Origin of the sequence: Limnohabitans sp. Hippo4, assembly GCF_003063605.1 — a bacterium.
Classification (GTDB): domain Bacteria; phylum Pseudomonadota; class Gammaproteobacteria; order Burkholderiales; family Burkholderiaceae_C; genus Limnohabitans_A.
The window spans coordinates 497,578-512,643 of the sequence record NZ_NESE01000001.1; the positions used below are offsets into that span (position 1 = coordinate 497,578).

The window sequence follows — 15,066 nt, forward strand, 5'->3', positions numbered from 1 at the left end:
GAAAGCGTTCAGGGTGTGCGAAGGCGGCTGGCAATGTCTTGAATCAAATCATGAGCCAACTTGGTTTTGGTATCGCGCGGAAGTTCTTTGGCACCTTGTGCATCCACCAACAACAAGGCATTGTCATCTTGACCAAAGGTGCTGGGGCCAATGTTGCCCACCAACAAAGGCACACCTTTGCGCGCGCGTTTGGCGGTGGCATGCGCCAGCAGGTCGTGGCTTTCGGCTGCAAAGCCGACGCAATACAACTCGCCACTTTGTGCACGGGGTGACTTGGCGACGGTGGCCAAAATATCAGGGTTCTCAACAAAGCTGAGCTCAGGCGTTTCTCCCGAGCCGTCTTTCTTGATTTTTTGATCAGCGGCCGAGGCTGGTCGCCAATCGGCCACCGCAGCGGCCGCAATGAAGACGCTGGCATGCGGTGCAGCGTGGTTAACAGCATCGTGCATTTGCAATGCAGATCGTACATCCACACGCAACACCCCACGAGGCGTAGGCAAACTCACGGGCCCAGCGACCAAGGTGACCTTGGCGCCAGCGTGTTGCGCTGCACGCGCAATGGCAAAACCCATTTTGCCGCTCGACAAATTGGTAATGCCGCGCACGGGGTCAATGGCTTCGTAGGTGGGACCTGCGGTAATCAACACCTGTCGGCCCGCCAAAACTTTGGGAGTCCAAAAAGCGCGCAGCTCTTCAACAATTTCCTCGGCCTCCAGCATGCGGCCGTCACCGGTTTCGCCGCAAGCCTGATCACCCTGTCCTACATCTAGGACATGTGAACCATCGGCCTTCAATTGCGCCACATTGCGCTGGGTGGCTGGATGCGCCCACATTTCACGGTTCATGGCGGGCGCCAAAATCAAGGGAACCTTTTGCAGGGGTCTGGCCAGGCACATCAGGCTGAGCAACTCATCGGCCTTGCCATGAATCAGTTTGGCCATGAAATCGGCACTGGCCGGTGCAATCAAGATGGCATCAGCTTCGCGGCTCAAATTGATGTGCGCCATGTTGTTGCCCTCACGGGCATCCCATTGCGAGGTGTAGACAGCTTGGCCAGACAAGGCTTGCATGGTGACGGGGGTGATGAATTGGGCTGCAGCCTCGGTCATCACCACTTGCACTTGTGCACCCGCCTTGACCAGCGAACGACAAAGCTCCGCCGCTTTGAAGCAAGCGATGCCGCCGGTGAGTCCTAAAACAATGCGTTTTCCGTGCAAATCGTTCATGTTCGGCAATGTAGCAGATCAGGAGACCTTTATAATCTCGTTTTCCATCTCCCGGGTGCTCAGCATCCCGTCCTGGACATGACCAAATTCGTCTTCGTCACCGGTGGTGTGGTGTCTTCCCTGGGTAAGGGAATTGCCTCCGCCTCTCTCGCCGCGATCCTCGAATCGCGCGGCCTCTCAGTCACCCTCATCAAGCTGGACCCGTATATCAACGTCGACCCAGGCACCATGTCACCGTTTCAACACGGTGAAGTGTTTGTCACCGACGATGGCGCCGAAACCGACCTGGATTTGGGCCACTACGAGCGCTTCATCAACACCCGCATGAAGAAGGCCAACAACTTCACCACGGGGCAAATCTACAAAAGCGTGCTTGAAAAAGAACGCCGGGGTGACTACTTGGGCAAAACCGTTCAAGTCATTCCCCACATCACCAACGAAATTCAAGACTACATCAAACGCGGTGCTGGCTTTGGCACCCCTGAAGCGGTCGATGTGGCCATCGTTGAAATTGGCGGCACTGTGGGCGACATCGAGTCCCTGCCCTTCCTCGAAGCCGTTCGCCAACTGAGCTTGCGCCTCGGCCCCAACAACGCAGCCTTCGTCCACCTCACTTATGTGCCATGGATTGCCGCTGCAGGCGAACTGAAAACCAAGCCCACACAGCACACTGTGCAAAAACTGCGCGAAATCGGCATTCAGCCCGACGCGCTACTGTGCCGTGCTGATCGCATGATTCCTGAAGACGAAAAAGAAAAGATTTCGCTCTTCACCAATGTTCAGAGCTGGGGCGTGATCTCCATGCCTGACGTTGACACCATTTACAAAGTGCCACGCGTCTTGCACGAGCAAGGTTTGGATGGCCTCATCTGCGACCGTTTGCACATCAACACCCCACCCGCCAACCTCAAGCGTTGGGACGATTTGGTTTACGAAACCGAACACCCTCAAGGCGAAGTAACCATTGCCATGGTGGGTAAATACGTTGAACTTTCCGATAGCTACAAATCGGTCAACGAGGCTTTGCGCCATGCCGGCATGCGCAACCATGTGCGCGTCAAAATTGAGCACATCGATTCCGAAACCATTTCGCCAGAAACCGTGGCGCAATTGGCCAAGTTCGATGGCGTGTTGGTGCCAGGCGGTTTTGGCAAGCGCGGCGTTGAAGGCAAAATCCAAACGGCGCGTTTTTCACGCGAAAGCAAAGTGCCTTACCTTGGCATTTGCTTGGGCATGCAAGTGGCCACCATTGAATATGCGCGTCACGTTGCAGGCTTGACCAACGCCAACAGCACCGAGTTTGAACCCGACACACCCTTCCCCGTCATTGCCTTGATCAATGAATGGAAAGATGCCGATGGCACCATCCAAGTTCGCGATGCGCAATCTGATTTGGGTGGCACCATGCGTTTGGGCGCACAAAGCTCTGACGTGTCTGAAGGTACTTTGGCACGTGACATCTATGGCCCCGTGGTCACAGAACGTCACCGTCACCGCTACGAAGCTAACGTGAATTACCTCGACACGCTGCGCAAAGCAGGCTTGGTCATTTCCGCACTGACGCAGCGCGAACAATTGACTGAAATTGTGGAACTGCCCACTAACGTTCACCCTTGGTTTGTGGGTGTGCAATTTCACCCTGAATTCAAATCCACCCCTTGGGATGGACATCCTTTGTTCAATGCGTTCATCAAAGCGTCGATTGACCATCAAAAGGGTGCCAAGCACCTGAAAGCCGTTGCTTAAATCAAGCCAACAAGGAACACCATGAAACTGTGCGGATTTAATGTTGGCTTAGACCAGCGCTTCTTCTTGATTGCCGGCCCTTGCGTCATTGAATCTGAGCAATTGCAAATGGACACGGCCGGCACCTTGAAAGAGATCACGTCGGCTTTGGGCATCCCTTTCATCTTCAAGAGCAGTTACGACAAAGCCAACCGTTCTTCTGGCAGTACCTTCCGGGGTCCTGGCATGGAAAAAGGTTTGGAAATCTTGGCCAAAGTAAAGCGTGAACTTCACGTCCCCATCCTCACCGATGTGCACACCGAAGCCGACATCCCTACGGTGGCCGCCATCGTGGACGTGTTGCAAACCCCCGCTTTCTTGTGCCGTCAAACCGACTTCATTCGCGCAGTGGCGCAATCGGGCAAACCGGTCAACATCAAGAAGGGTCAGTTCTTGGCCCCTCACGACATGAAGAACGTGATTGACAAAGCCCGTGCGGCAGCCCGCGATGCTGGCTTGCCCGAAGACAACTTCATGGCCTGCGAGCGCGGCGCCAGCTTTGGCTACAACAACTTGGTGTCCGACATGCGCAGCTTGGCCATCATGCGAGAAACAGGCGCACCCGTGGTGTATGACGCCACCCACTCCGTTCAATTGCCTGGCGGCCAAGGCACCAGCTCTGGCGGCATGCGCGAAATGGTGCCGGTCTTGTCACGTGCAGCCGTTGCGGTGGGCGTGGCAGGTCTGTTCATGGAAACACACCCCAACCCTGCACAAGCCATGTCGGACGGCCCCAATGCCGTGCCTTTGCAGCACATGAAGGCCTTGCTGGAAACCTTATTGGAACTTGACGCAGTAACCAAAAAGAACCCTTTCCTCGAAAACAATTTCCAGTGATTGATTGCATGATCCGACTTGGGTTTTGGGATTGAACGATTTTTAATTTAGACAGAGAGAAGTAAACATGAGTGCGATTGTTGACATTGTGGGACGCGAAATTTTGGACAGCCGCGGCAACCCCACCGTTGAATGCGATGTGTTGTTAGAGTCAGGTGTGATGGGCCGTGCCGCAGTGCCTTCTGGCGCTTCTACCGGCAGTCGTGAAGCCATCGAATTGCGTGATGGCGACAAGAACCGTTACCTTGGCAAAGGTGTATTGAAAGCGGTTGAACACATCAACACCGAAATCTCAGAAGCGGTGTTGGGCCTCGATGCCTCCGAGCAATCCTTCCTCGACAAAACCTTAATCGACCTGGACGGCACCGACAACAAGAGCCGCTTGGGCGCCAATGCCATGTTGGCTGTGTCGATGGCCGTGGCACGTGCTGCAGCTGAAGAATCTGGCCTGCCCTTGTACCGTTACTTTGGCGGCATGAACGGTTGCCAATTGCCCGTGCCCATGATGAACGTCATCAATGGCGGCGCACACGCCAACAACAACCTCGACTTGCAAGAGTTGATGATCATCCCCGTGGGCGCGCCAAGCTTCCGCGAAGCCGTGCGTTACGGTGCTGAAGTGTTTCACGCTTTGAAGAAAATCATTCACGACAAAGGCATGAGCATTGCCGTGGGAGACGAAGGCGGCTTTGCGCCCAACGTGCCCAACCACGAAGCAGCCATCCAAATGATTTTGGACGCCATCAGCGCAGCCGGTTACACCGCTGGCGAGCAAATTGCAATTGGCCTCGATTGCGCTGCCAGCGAGTTCTACAAAGACGGCAAATACGAACTCGAAGGCGAAGGCTTGTCCTTGACTGGCGAGCAGTGGATTGACATGTTGGCCACTTGGGTCGACAAGTACCCCATCATCAGCATTGAAGACGGCATGGCCGAAGGCGACTGGGATGGCTGGAAATTGCTCACCGAGCGTTTGGGCAAAAAGGTTCAAATCGTGGGCGACGACTTGTTCGTGACAAATACCAAGATTTTGAAAGAAGGCATCGACAAAGGCATTGCCAATTCGATCCTGATCAAGATCAACCAAATTGGCACCTTGACCGAAACTTTTGCGGCCATCGAGATGGCCAAGCGCGCGGGTTACACCGCCGTTATCAGCCACCGCTCTGGTGAAACTGAAGACGCCACCATAGCCGACATTGCCGTGGGCTTGAACGCCGGTCAAATCAAAACGGGCTCCATGAGCCGCAGCGATCGCATGGCCAAGTACAACCAACTGTTGCGCATTGAAGAAGACTTGGGCGACGTGGCCGAGTACCCAGGTCGTTCAGCGTTTTACAATTTGCGCTAATCTGCCGTCATACGCACCCACAGACCTTTTCAATGCTCATGGAAAACCGCTTTTTGCCAGCTGTCCTGATCGCCTTGCTGCTGATCTTGCAAGGACAGATTTGGCTTGGCAAAGGCGGCGTTCCCACTGTCATCGAGCTTGAAAGTAAAATCAAAGAGCAAAACGAGTTGAATGCCAAAGCCAAGCGCATCAATGGCCAACTCAGCTCCGAGGTGAACGACCTGAAAGAAGGTTTGAACGCCGTCGAAGAGCGCGCTCGCCATGAACTGGGCATGGTCAAGTCCAACGAAATTTTCGTGCAGATCGAAAAATGATGGACCCGGTCGAGTTGGCCGGTTTCGTGTTGTCCTTGGCCATGGTGTATTGCAACATCAAAGAAATACATTGGGGCTGGCCCTTGGCCATTCTCAGCTCAGTCCTTTACGGCTTGGTGTTCTGGAACAGCCAACTCTACGGCGAAGCCTCCTTGCAAGTGATGTTCATTTTGACTGCGTTATGGGGCTGGCATCAATGGCGCAAAGGCACGCAGTCGGTCAACCCCGACGTGCAGACAGTTTCCCCGCTGAAGATAAGTCAACTGAACTCTATCGAACTCAAACAAGCTGCGGCCGTCACCCTGTTGGCATGGCCTGTCATGGCGTATTTTTTAAACCGCTACACCGACAGTGATGTGGCCATTTGGGATGCCTTGGTCACGACCCTCAGTTTGCTAGGGCAATATTTACTCGCCAAAAAGAAAATCGAAAATTGGTGGGTATGGCTGGTGGTCAACATCATCACAGTGGGTTTGATGTTGGTGAAGTCACTTTGGCTAACCGCCCTGCTGTATGTGTTGTTTGCCATCCTCAGCTACATCGGCCTTAAAGCATGGCGGACTCAACATGGGCGCTGAAGCAGTTCGCATTGCCCTCTTGGGCGCCGAAAGCACCGGCAAAACCAGCTTGAGTTTGGGCATTGCCCAAACCCTTCAATCTCTAGGATTGAGTGCCACGGTGGTTCCCGAAGTTTTGCGCGAATGGTGCGACTTACGGGGCAGAACGCCACTTCAACACGAACAAGCCGACATTGCGCAAGAACAAGCTCATCGCATCTTCGGCCTTGCCTCAGGCTGGATCATCGCCGACACCAGTCCATTGATGACCGCCATTTACAGCGATTTCATTTTTCAAGACAAAAGCCTCTATGCCGACGCATTGGCCCATCAGGCTCAATTTGATTTGACCTTGGTCATGGGCTTGGACATTGCGTGGGTGCCCGATGGTTTGCAACGCGATGGGGCCCACGTGCGCGAGCCCATTGATGCCATGCTTCGACAAGCACTCAGCAGTGCCAGCATCCCTTTCAAGGTGATCTATGGCCAACATGAAGCACGCTTGAATGCGGCCCTCATGGCGATTCAGCAAGGCATCGATCCACTTCATGCAGACATTGGCAAGCAGCTGGCCTCTTTCAAGTCAGCGCAAACACAACGCAAGGGGGCGCAGTTTGGCTTGAACCAAGGCAGGACAGCCTGGCGCTGTGATTTATGCAGCGACGCAGACTGTGAACATCGCCTGTTCAGTGACCTGCTTCAAGCCAAGGGCTAGTGAACTGAAGGACCCGTTGGCGGCGTGACGTCGGGTTGCGTGAAGAGGCTGGCCGCATCAACGGGGTCAAAGTGGTATTGCTTGCCGCAAAACTCACAACCCACTTCAATGTTTTCGCGTTCGGACAAAATACTTTCAACCTCTTCCACGCCCAAGCCTTTGATCATGCGGCCCACACGCTCGCGACTGCAACTGCAATGAAACTTGGGTCCGGCCTCGCCCACCAAAGGTTCAAAGCGAAGCAAAGGCTCTTCCCAGAAAAGACGGTGCAACACGGTCTCAACGTCCAATCCCAACAACTCTTCGGCTTTCAAGCTTTTGGCCAAAATAGAAATGCGGTTGTAGTCTTCGCTTTGACCCAAGGCTGCTTCGCGCTCGACCGCGTCGTACTTGCCAGCCAAATTGCCAACGCCTTCCAACGGCAAGCGTTGGATCAAAATGCCTGCAGCCACCTCCATGTTGGCCGCCAAGACCAAGGTGGTATCGAGTTGCTCTGATTGCAGCATGTAGTGCTCCAGCACTTCGCTCAATTTTTCAAGCTTCTCTTTCTGGTCACCAAACAAGGGCACCACACCTTGGTAAGGCTGCTGTCCGGGCAAACGATCGAGCGGGTCCAGGGTGATGGCACAACGGCCTTCGTTGTTTTGGTTCACCATCTGACTTAGGCTAGCATCTGCGGCCACTTCGCCTTGTAGGGTGGTGGTTGCACGCACCCCAAAGTCGGGTTGCACTTCCACCACCGCTAACTTGACAGGACCATCACCAAAAACCTGTAAGACCAAGGCACCATTGAATTTGATGTTGGCTTGCATCAAAACAGCAGCCGCAGACATCTCACCCAAAAGCGCAGTCACAGGCGCTGGATAGGCACCGGTTTCGTTGTTGGCGGCACGGCGCTTGAGAATCTCTTGCCAAGCATCGGTCAAGCGAACCACAGCGCCCCGAACGGGCAAGCCCTCGAAAAGAAATTTATGAAGTTCAGACAATTTTTTTCAAACCTGATTTGAATCGATGTGCGTTGGCGATGTAGCGTTGAGCCGACATGCGCAGGCCCTGCATTTGTTCGGGTGTGAGCTCACGAACCACTTTGGCGGGAGATCCCATGATCATGGAACCATCGGGAAACTCTTTGCCCTCGGTGACCAAAGAACCCGCACCCACCAAACAATTCTTGCCAATCTTGGCGCCATTCAGAACCACTGCGCCGATGCCAATGAGAGATTCATCGCCAATGGTGCAACCGTGCAGCATCACTTGGTGGCCTACTGTGACGTTTTTCCCAATGGTCAAAGGCTTGTTCATGTCGGTGTGCAGCACGCTGCAGTCCTGAATGTTGGAGCCTTCGCCAATGCTGATCAGTTCGGTATCACCACGCACCACGGTGCCAAACCAAACGCTGGCATTGGCGGCCAATTCGACGGCACCGATGACCTGTGCACTGTCTGCCACCCAGGCACTTTCAGCCACCACGGGCGCTTTGCCATCCAATGAATAAATTGCCATTTCAGACCTCTTTAGCCTTGACTCAAAACCTCCATTGTAGGCACCCCTAAAATAGGGCATGCCCCGCGCTGAAACGCCCCCCATTCAGACCGACCTCCGACAGGCCGTCCTGACGCCCTTGCGCGAGCAAAATGCCGTTCGCAAGGCCGAGCTGACTTTGGCGCTGTCCGAGACATTGGAGGTGGCCACCCAAGCCAGCATCGCCGATCCTGGCGACATTCCGGGTCGCCCAGCCCAGCCGGTCTTGGTGTCTCACACCAGTCTCAAAGCCAAACCCCTGAACACAGCCGAGGGCCGCGCCCTGTTGCTGCATGCCATTGCCCACATCGAACTCAACGCCATTGATTTGGCCCTCGATGTGGTGTGGCGCTTCAAGGGCATGCCAGAAGACTTTTACCGAGACTGGGTGCGCATTGCCAAAGAGGAAGCCAAACACTTTTTGCTGCTTCAAAAACATTTGGTGGGCATGGGCTTTGACTATGGCCCCTTCCCTGCGCACAACTCGTTATGGGACATGGCCGAGCGCACCAAGGGCGACATCTTGGCGCGCATAGGTCTGGTGCCCCGAACCATGGAAGCTCGGGGACTAGATGCATCCCCCGGCGTGAAGAACAAATTGATCAGCGCTGGCGACTTGGCAGCTGGCCGCATTTTGGACATCATCTTGGAAGATGAAATTGGCCATGTGGCCGCGGGCAATCATTGGTACCGACATGTCTGCCAAGCACGCGGCCTCGATCCCATTGCCACCTACCGCGAATTGATCGTGCAATACGATGCGCCCAAACTTAAATCGCCCTACAACCTCGAAGCACGGCGCTTGGCTGGCTTTGACGATGAAGAACTGAATTACTTGGCTGCCAACGGCTTGTAAGCCGTTACGTCAATTTCAACTTTGGCATCGATCATCAATCGCGCTTCAGTGGTGGAACGTGCGGGGCGATGGTTGCCAAAGCACTCCATGTAAACACGATTGAAACTGCCAAAATCGCGCGCATCATTCAGCCACACGGTGGCTTTGCACACATCGTCCAAAGTGCAACCTGCCAAAGCCAAGGCTTGTTTTAAGCGCTCAAAGACTTGGCGTGTTTGCGCCTCAATACCACCGACCACCACTTCACCTTGGTCGTTGGTGGGGACTTGACCTGATACAAAGACAAAGTCGCCTGCGCGAGTTGCGGGCGACAAGGGTCTTGTCAAACGGTCTGAGGCAATCGGAGAAGTTCCCAACATTTCTACAGGCATATTGATCTTTCTTGGTGGTCAAAGCTTGGTGTACACGCCCACAAACACAGCGAGCGTCACAATGAATCTACATAGCTTACAAGTCAAATCTATCTTTTATTTACAGGAAAACCCTGTTTGCACCTTATTTTGAAATGACATAGAGTCAAAAATGTAAAAAACTTACATTTTGTGTCTTAAACCTAAGGAGATCCTCATGCTGCGTTTGCCCCGTCGACATTTGCTTGCATTGCTCATGGCCACTTTGCCATTCGCCACCTTGGCAGCACCTCCCAAGGGCGGCGCCGCCAACTTGGCCATGATTGGTGAACCTCAAAGCTTGGATCCCATGGCGTCTACAGCCGACTTGGTTGGAACGATCATGCAACACGTCTACGAAACCCTGTACACATTTGACGGCAAGTGGAATGCAGTCCCCATGCTGGCTGATGGGATGCCCAAAGTATCTGCCGATGGACTCACCTACACCATCAACATTCGCAAGGGCGTGAAATTGCACAGCGGCCGCGACTTGGATGCGCAAGATGTGGTGGCCTCACTCAAGCGCTGGATGGACATGGCCCCTCGAGGCAAATCGGTCGGCAAAGATACTGTGAGTTTGGATGCCAAAGGTGCGCTCACGATCGAGTGGAAATTTTCTGCGCCCAGTGCTTCCCTGTTAGCGCAATTGGCATTGCCCTCAGGCATGGCCATCATCATGGCCAAAGAATCGATTGCCAATCCATTGGTGAGCTTTATTGGCACGGGCCCCTACAAATTCAAAGAGCGCAAGCCTGATCAGTTTGTGGTGCTGACACGTTTTGATGCCTACAGCGCACGCACAGAAGCGCCCTCGGGCTATGCAGGCAAGCGCGAGGCCTTGCTAGATGAGTTGCGATTCACGCCCGTTCCCAATGCCAATACACGTGTTGAAGGCGCCTTGTCTGGACAGTTTCATTTTGCAGATCAACTCAATGTTGACGCTTTGCCTCGCGTTGAAAAAGGTGGCCCAAGTGTGGTGCCCATCATCACGCCCTCCTTTGGTTTCCCCTACATGGTCTTCAACACCAAAGAAGGTGTCTTGGCCAACCAAGGGATTCGTCAAGCGATTCAAATTGCCATTGGTGAAGGCGAGATGTTGACGGCCGCTTATGGCGACAAACGCTTCTTTACCGTTGAAGGAAATCACTTTCCACAAGGTACGCCTTATTTCTCAACAGCAGGTAACGATCAATACAACAAGCAAGATGCCAAACGCGCCAAAGAGATGGCGGACAAAGCAGGCTACAAAGGCGAAACCATTCGTCTCTTGACCAGCCGCCAATACGAGTTCCATCACACCATGGTGCAAGTGATGGCCGAGCAATTGCGCGCAGCTGGTTTCAAAACTGAAATGCAAGTGGTGGATTGGGCCACCTTGGTTCAACGTCGTGGCGACTCCAAAGTGTGGGACATTTACATGACGCACTCTGGCCAATTCCCAGAGCCCATGCTGTCACCGCCTCAATTGGGAGAAGGTGCACCCGGCTGGTGGAGCTCACCTGCCAAGGCCAAAGCCTTAGGTGATTTCAACCACACCACAGACCCTGCCAAACGCGCTCAGTTGTGGTCTGCTGTACAGCAAGTGGTCTACACCGAAGTGCCGTACATCAACGTCGGTAAGTTCAGCAGCTTGTCTGCTCGATCTTCGAGACTGGAAGGTTACACCCCCGCCACTTGGCCATTCTTCTGGAACACAGGCTTGGCCAAGTAAGGCTAACTCAATGAAGTTTCAACACCTTGGACGCTCGCTGATGAGCCGCTTTGGCGGCATGTTGGCGGTGCTGTCTTTGGTGTCGGTGTTGGTATTTATTTTGACGCGGCTGGCAGCGGGCGACCCGATTGCTTTGCTGCTGGGTGATCAAGCCAGCCTTCAAGACATCGCCTTGGCCAGACAACGCTATGGTTTAGACCAACCCTTGCTGACGCAATTTATATATTGGGCTACAGAAATATTGCAAGGCAATTTGGGGCAATCCATTTTTCTGCAGATGCCCGTCACACAAGTGTTGTTGGACCGTGTTGAACCCACTCTGACCCTAGCAGTATTGGCAGTCAGCATGGCGATGCTGATTGGCGTTCCATGTGGCATTGCAGCCGCCGTGTGGCGAGGCCAATGGATCGACCAATGCGTCAGCACATTGGCCATGCTGGGGGCCAGCATGCCAAGCTTTTGGATGGGTTTGGTGTTGATTCAGTTGTTGGCTGTAGGTGCAGGATGGTTTCCTGTTTCTGGCTATGGTGATCCAGGCGCCACCTGGGCCACAAGACTGCATCACCTGCTGTTACCTGCTTTCGTCTTGGGCACTCTGAACTCAGCCCTCATCATTCGCTTTACCCGTGCTTCGATGCTTGACATCTTGAATGAAGATTACATTCGCACCGCGCGCTCCAAGGGTTTATCTGAAATATCAGTGGTGCTGAACCATGGTTTGCGCAATGCCTTGGTCCCTATCCTCACCGTCTTGGGTTTGACACTTGCCCTCATGATTGGAGGTGCAGTGGTAACGGAAACTGTTTTCAATTTGCCCGGCCTTGGCAACTTGGTCGTACGCGCTGTGTTGCGCAGGGACTATCCCATCATTCAAGGTGCCTTACTGGCCATTGCAGGGGTCTATGTCATCATCAATTTTTTCATCGATGTTTTGTACATGGTGGCTGACCCAAGGGTAAGACATGCTTGAGTGGCGCGAAACATTGAGAATTTTGTTTGCACGTCGCGTGGTGCTCATTGCTGCCTTGCTTCTGTTGGTCATGGTGCTCATGGCCATTTTGTGCACTTGGGTTTTGCCTTATGAACCGATGGCCATGAAAGTCAGTCAACGGCTGAAAGCACCCAACTGGAACCACTGGTCTGGTACTGATGAACTGGGCCGCGACATCACAAGTCGGATTTTTTATGGTGCGCGTTACTCGCTGGCCATTGGTGCAGGTACCGCTGTGTTGGCCGCATTCTTCGGCACCTTAATGGGCTTGTTGGCGGGTTTTTTCAAAAGCCTAGATGCCATTTTGATGCGCTTGGTGGATGCCATGATGGCCTTTCCGGATATTTTGTTGGGCATTGCGCTGGTTTCTATTTTGGGCGCCAGTCCTGTGAATGTGGTTCTGGCCCTCACCTTGGTTTACACCCCGCGCGTCGCCCGTGTGGTTCGCGCGTCCACTTTGGTCATTCGTGAGTTGCCCTACATCGAGGCCGCGCATGCCGTGGGCCTGAGCACACCGCGCTTGTTGTTCAATCACATACTGCCCAACTTGATGTCGCCCATCTTGGTGCAACTGAGTTTCATTTTTGCCTATGCCTTATTGGCTGAAGCTGGCCTGTCTTTTTTAGGGGTGGGTGTGGGCGCAGAAATTCCCACCTGGGGCACCATGGTGGCCTCCAGCACACAGTACGCAGATCGTGCACTATGGACCTTGGTCTTTCCTGGACTGGCCATTGTGTTGACAGCTTTGTCATTGCAAGTACTGGGCGACGGGGTGCGCGATTTGTTGGACCCTCGGCTTAAAGGCAGTGTATGAACCAAGACACTGTAGCGGCAATGCACCCTTCACTTCCAACTTTACGCGTTCGAAATTTGCAAACCACACTGGTTCAAAAAAACGCGCGAATGAAATTGGTCCGTGGTATTGATTTTGAGGTGATGCCCGGCGAAACGCTGGCCTTGGTTGGTGAGTCGGGCAGCGGCAAGTCACTGACAGCTTTGAGCATCATGCGATTGCTTGCCCGCAACGCGCAATGGAATTATCAAGGCGAAGTGGTGTTTCAAAATGGCACAGAACCTGCACAAGACCTACTAAGCCTTTCTGAGCAAGCCATGCGCAAACTGCGCGGCCATCAAGTGGCCATGATTTTTCAAGAACCAATGACTTGCTTAAACCCTGTCATGACGGTGGGGCAGCAAATTGCAGAATCGGTGCGTTTGCATTTGGATCTCGACCAAGCCGCGGCCAACGCCCGCGCACTGCGCGCATTGGAACAAGTTGAAATTCCGGCAGCACATCAACGCTTTTACGAGTACCCGCATCAACTGTCTGGCGGCATGCGCCAGCGCGTCATGATCGCCATGTCGATGGTGTGCGAACCTCGCCTGTTGATTGCTGACGAACCCACCACCGCTTTGGATGTGACCATTCAAGCGCAAATTCTGAACTTAATGAGTCGCCTTCAAAAGGACACCGGCATGGCCATGTTGTTCATCACGCACAACTTGGGTGTGGTGGCGCACCATGCAGAACGCGTGGCCGTGATGTATGCAGGTCAAATTGTGGAGCACGGCAAAGTAGATGAAGTTTTTGCCAAACCGCAGCACCCCTACACGCAGGGATTGCTGGCTTGTTTACCAGGTAGAGCGCGACAACTTTCCAAGCAAACCGGTCAAACTGTCGCATTGCAAGACATTCCCGGGCAAGCACCCTCGATGGCCGAAACACCGCAAGGCTGTAGCTTCGCACCACGATGCAGCGCTTGCCAAACTTCCTGCAAAGAAATTCCCCCTGCATGGCTTGGGTCTGCAGAACACAAGGCTTTGTGCCACTTCGAGCTTGCCGCATGACCGCCACAAACGCGCTACCCCCTGTCATGCTTCAGCTGGAAAACTTGAGCGTGGAATTTGGCAAAGGCGCACAACGCGTGCGCGCTGTTGCCAACGTGAGTTTGCAAATTCGCGCGGGTCAAACCCTGGGATTGGTGGGTGAATCGGGCTCTGGCAAAAGCACACTTGGCCGTGCCATCTTGAAACTGGTGCCCATCACCGAAGGCAAGATCAATTTTGATGGCCAAGCCATCCAAGACCTCTCTACATCCGCCATGCGACCCATGCGCCGCCAAATGCAGATGGTATTTCAAGACCCCAGCTTGAACCCCCGCCAACGCGCTGGCGACATGCTCAATGAAGTGCTAGACGTCCATCAACTGCACAAGGGTGAACAACGCCAAGCGCGCATTCATGAATTGTTGACACTGGTCGGTCTGAAGGCAGAGCACGTCACACGTTTTCCTCACGAATTTTCCGGCGGTCAAAAACAACGCCTAGGGATTGCACGCGCATTGGCCACAGAATCTAAATTCATTGTGGCGGATGAACCGCTGTCCGCTTTGGACATGTCCATCCAAGCCCAAATTGTGAACCTGTTGATTCGCTTGAAATCACAATTGGGTCTGACCCTGCTCTTTATCTCGCACGATCTCGATGTGGTCGAGTATTTGTGTGACCACGTGGTGGTCATGTATTTGGGGCGGGTGATGGAAGCAGCCCCCGCGGCAGAATTGTTTGCGAAGCCACGCCATCCCTATACCCAAGCGCTGCTAGCGGCCGCACCCATTCCAGACCCTAGCCAACCTGCGCCTGTGGTGGTTTTACATGGCGAACCGCCCAGCCCTCTTAGCCCACCGTCTGGTTGCGTGTTTAGAACACGCTGTCCACATGCCGTTGCGCAATGTGCTGAACACATGCCAGAACTAAAACACTTGAGCCCTGAACATGCTGCCGCATGCATACGCCTTGATGAGATCTAA

16 protein-coding genes are annotated in these 15,066 nt (G+C 53.8%); 12 read left to right on the forward strand and 4 right to left on the reverse strand.

Going from position 1 to position 15,066, the window contains the following annotated elements; genetic code table 11:
* Positions 1-8: 8 nt before the first annotated feature.
* Positions 9-1,226 (reverse strand): bifunctional phosphopantothenoylcysteine decarboxylase/phosphopantothenate--cysteine ligase CoaBC, encoded by a 1,218-nt coding sequence (gene coaBC, locus B9Z46_RS02260; protein ID WP_108254377.1) that lies wholly within the window; start codon positions 1,224-1,226, stop codon positions 9-11.
* A 78-nt stretch (positions 1,227-1,304) separates the two neighbouring features.
* On the opposite strand from coaBC, the gene B9Z46_RS02265 reads away from it, so the two are divergent.
* The 6 genes from B9Z46_RS02265 to B9Z46_RS02290 all read left to right on the forward strand — a co-directional run bounded on the left by B9Z46_RS02265 (position 1,305) and on the right by B9Z46_RS02290 (position 6,785).
* On the forward strand, positions 1,305-2,972 hold the full coding sequence (locus B9Z46_RS02265; RefSeq protein WP_108254378.1) for a CTP synthase: 1,668 nt from the start codon (positions 1,305-1,307) through the stop codon (positions 2,970-2,972).
* 21 nt (positions 2,973-2,993) lie between these two features.
* Entirely contained in the window at positions 2,994-3,848 is an 855-nt protein-coding gene (gene kdsA / locus B9Z46_RS02270; RefSeq protein ID WP_108254379.1) for a 3-deoxy-8-phosphooctulonate synthase, read from the forward strand.
* A 67-nt stretch (positions 3,849-3,915) separates the two neighbouring features.
* A complete protein-coding gene (eno, locus tag B9Z46_RS02275; protein ID WP_108254380.1) occupies positions 3,916-5,199 on the forward strand; it encodes a phosphopyruvate hydratase in 1,284 nt (427 codons plus the stop codon).
* Positions 5,200-5,237: 38 nt separating this feature from the next.
* The gene (ftsB, locus tag B9Z46_RS02280; protein WP_108254381.1) at positions 5,238-5,513 is read left to right on the forward strand and encodes a cell division protein FtsB; all 276 of its coding nucleotides are present in this window, start codon (positions 5,238-5,240) and stop codon (positions 5,511-5,513) included.
* A complete protein-coding gene (gene pnuC / locus B9Z46_RS02285; RefSeq protein WP_233245883.1) occupies positions 5,513-6,091 on the forward strand; it encodes a nicotinamide riboside transporter PnuC in 579 nt (192 codons plus the stop codon). Before ftsB ends, pnuC begins: the two co-directional genes overlap by 1 nt.
* On the forward strand, positions 6,081-6,785 hold the full coding sequence (locus B9Z46_RS02290; RefSeq protein ID WP_108254383.1) for an AAA family ATPase: 705 nt from the start codon (positions 6,081-6,083) through the stop codon (positions 6,783-6,785). Before pnuC ends, B9Z46_RS02290 begins: the two co-directional genes overlap by 11 nt.
* On the opposite strand, the gene B9Z46_RS02295 is transcribed toward B9Z46_RS02290, so the two are convergent.
* Both B9Z46_RS02295 and B9Z46_RS02300 read right to left on the reverse strand, forming a co-directional pair.
* Positions 6,782-7,771, reverse strand: a complete 990-nt coding sequence (locus B9Z46_RS02295; RefSeq protein ID WP_108254384.1) for an Hsp33 family molecular chaperone HslO — start codon at positions 7,769-7,771, stop codon at positions 6,782-6,784. The two genes, B9Z46_RS02290 and B9Z46_RS02295, sit on opposite strands and share 4 nt — an antisense overlap.
* Positions 7,764-8,288 (reverse strand): gamma carbonic anhydrase family protein, encoded by a 525-nt coding sequence (locus tag B9Z46_RS02300; RefSeq protein WP_108254385.1) that lies wholly within the window; start codon positions 8,286-8,288, stop codon positions 7,764-7,766. The genes B9Z46_RS02295 and B9Z46_RS02300 overlap by 8 nt, the downstream gene beginning before the upstream one ends.
* A 58-nt stretch (positions 8,289-8,346) precedes the next feature.
* Here B9Z46_RS02300 and B9Z46_RS02305 point away from each other — a divergent pair, with 58 nt between their 5' ends.
* Positions 8,347-9,162 carry a ferritin-like domain-containing protein gene (locus tag B9Z46_RS02305; RefSeq protein ID WP_108254386.1) on the forward strand — a complete coding sequence of 272 codons (816 nt, stop codon included), beginning with the start codon at positions 8,347-8,349 and terminating at the stop codon, positions 9,160-9,162.
* On the opposite strand, the gene B9Z46_RS02310 is transcribed toward B9Z46_RS02305, so the two are convergent.
* Complete coding sequence (locus tag B9Z46_RS02310) at positions 9,138-9,533, reverse strand: RidA family protein (RefSeq protein WP_108254387.1); 396 nt, start codon at positions 9,531-9,533, stop codon at positions 9,138-9,140. The genes B9Z46_RS02305 and B9Z46_RS02310 overlap by 25 nt on opposite strands.
* A gap of 196 nt (positions 9,534-9,729) precedes the next feature.
* Between B9Z46_RS02310 and B9Z46_RS02315 the strand changes: the two genes are divergently transcribed.
* Genes B9Z46_RS02315 through B9Z46_RS15180 form a run of 5 tightly spaced genes read left to right on the forward strand, consistent with a single transcriptional unit; the run spans position 9,730 to position 15,066 of the window.
* Positions 9,730-11,265 carry an ABC transporter substrate-binding protein gene (locus tag B9Z46_RS02315; RefSeq protein ID WP_108254388.1) on the forward strand — a complete coding sequence of 512 codons (1,536 nt, stop codon included), beginning with the start codon at positions 9,730-9,732 and terminating at the stop codon, positions 11,263-11,265.
* A 10-nt stretch (positions 11,266-11,275) separates the two neighbouring features.
* A complete protein-coding gene (locus tag B9Z46_RS02320) occupies positions 11,276-12,235 on the forward strand; it encodes an ABC transporter permease (protein ID WP_108254389.1) in 960 nt (319 codons plus the stop codon).
* The gene (locus B9Z46_RS02325) at positions 12,228-13,070 is read left to right on the forward strand and encodes an ABC transporter permease (protein WP_108254390.1); all 843 of its coding nucleotides are present in this window, start codon (positions 12,228-12,230) and stop codon (positions 13,068-13,070) included. The genes B9Z46_RS02320 and B9Z46_RS02325 overlap by 8 nt, the downstream gene beginning before the upstream one ends.
* On the forward strand, positions 13,067-14,104 hold the full coding sequence (locus B9Z46_RS02330) for an ABC transporter ATP-binding protein (RefSeq protein ID WP_233245884.1): 1,038 nt from the start codon (positions 13,067-13,069) through the stop codon (positions 14,102-14,104). Before B9Z46_RS02325 ends, B9Z46_RS02330 begins: the two co-directional genes overlap by 4 nt.
* A complete protein-coding gene (locus B9Z46_RS15180; protein ID WP_199220530.1) occupies positions 14,101-15,066 on the forward strand; it encodes an ABC transporter ATP-binding protein in 966 nt (321 codons plus the stop codon). Before B9Z46_RS02330 ends, B9Z46_RS15180 begins: the two co-directional genes overlap by 4 nt.